The 2,014-nt window shown below is 37.8% G+C and carries 1 pseudogene; it reads right to left on the reverse strand.

Annotated features, from left to right (window positions below):
• A pseudogene (locus E0D98_RS23640) lies at positions 1-2,014 on the reverse strand (alpha-amylase family protein); the annotation flags it as partial.

Here is a 2,014-nt window from a genome sequence, read left to right on the forward strand (position 1 = left end):
TTCCGCCTCTAAGCGTAAATACTTTACCAGGGGGGATAATTTTTCGGGTATTATTAATAATAATGTTAACGCTATTACTCCCCATGTTTTTGTATATTCCAGGTTGCAATTTGTTAGGCCAGGTACCTTCAACTTCTTCGTTTCCTTTATTTATTATAACTAGTCCATCATGAGGAGAGTGATTAATGTTCACAGAATCCCCACGACTAAAGGCCAGAACGTTTTTAGTTGCAGATACACCCTCAAATGCGCTCCATATTCCTGCTTTATCTATATATAATGCGTGGAATTCATTGTAGAGCTGTTGATAGGTAGAGCAACCTTTATTAAGCTACGCCTCACCGCCGACACGCGTGGACCCATCATAATTTTTAATTTCAGTCGTTGATTTTAATACTTGGCCATCCCAGTAAACTAAAGGCCTGCTGAACGGCAGAGCGGCTATATATGCCATTGCTAATTGTTCATCTTGTTGATGGTTAAATAGAAAGTCATTGAAAAGATTACCATTGTTAGGAAAATCGTGGTTAATGTTAATCAATATCCGTCTTTCTGATGGGATACTTGAGATTGTGGAACCCGGTTTTGATGCAAGGGTTTGAAGATCTCCACCAAATGAAAAGGCTTTTATCGTTTTCATGAGCAATGAAAAATCAATGGCGCTTAAATCATCTCTTTCATAAAGCAGTGATGACATTTGTTGTTCATCCAACTGACAAGTTACCAGATATTCCATGTAATTCATAACGGCTTTTTTATGATATTTTGGGTTAAATAAGTTAGTATTGTGTAACCGCTCATTATAATTTTTAAGCGGTGGGGTTATTGATCTTTCTATTTGTTCATGTTTTGAGTGTTTTGCCGCATCATAACGTAAACCTCGTACGCCATATTTTCGCATTTCACGAACGTATTGATTTTGCAACATAATAACCTGGTCACTTTTGGGTGTTGTTTTAGGCATTCCATTTAAACGCTTTTCTTTTAATGCATGGAGGTTTTCCCATTCATCCTTAGAGATGTTATCTTTACTTGCTTCGAAGTCTTTTGCAGTGAGATGTATATCTTCTGGATGGATTTGTTTACGTTCTTTTGTTACTGGATCTTTAATGAATGGAATCAAAACCTGACCTTGCTAATAGCCAGGGATACCACCTTCTATATCTTTACTGATCTTCGCTCGTATATCAGCAGAGGGATAATCCAGGTCATTTTTACCACTACCCCCAATTCCCATAAAGTTAAAGGTATAATCAGGAATGATATCGATACCAAATTTTTTAGCATCTTTAACCAATGCAATAAAATCCTGCAAATCTCCCATTGGATTATGGATGGTACAAAGATCTTCGGGTTGATAAGCATGAAACCAGTAACCCTTTTCTTCTTCGGGAGTTTCTGGTCCGTCGGCGCGGAAAGTTGTCACTGGAGGGATTTGTATATACCCATAATGGCAACGTGCAAACTCAGACATATTTTCCCTGATTTGCTGGTAGGTGGCATTAAAAGCATGAAGAATCGCTTCGCCAGGTTTTTTAGGGGTGATGATTTCACATTGTGATTTCTGAACAGCAGTAAGAGATTTACGCTCAAGTGTCTGCCGTAGATGTTCTGGATTGATTCGTATTTTAAATGTTTCTTGCTGTCCGGAATGTGACGTAACGTTAATATTATATACATCGGCTGCCAGCTCATAGTCAGGAATGTTAATAGCATATGCAACATACTTATCTTTTGGGGACGGTTTGTCAGATATAATGTGAGTGAAATGTTCAGCTGGACCATACTGATGAACACCGCTGTTATCACCTCTTTCAATCATTGTATCTCGTTGATAAACCCATGTTTTTCCTTCTCCTATCCTGTCTGGCGCTGTAATGCTACGCTGTGCTGCTTTATTCAACTCTCGATAAGTTGTATCTGGAGAAAGGGAAATTTTATAATCGTTTTTTAACAGATCATTAATAACTTTTTCTGCGTGAAAAGTTGATATAATTTCTCTGTCTTTTAATCC

Source organism: Escherichia sp. KCJ4928 (assembly GCF_004352695.1).
In the GTDB taxonomy this organism is placed as follows: domain Bacteria; phylum Pseudomonadota; class Gammaproteobacteria; order Enterobacterales; family Enterobacteriaceae; genus ECMA0423.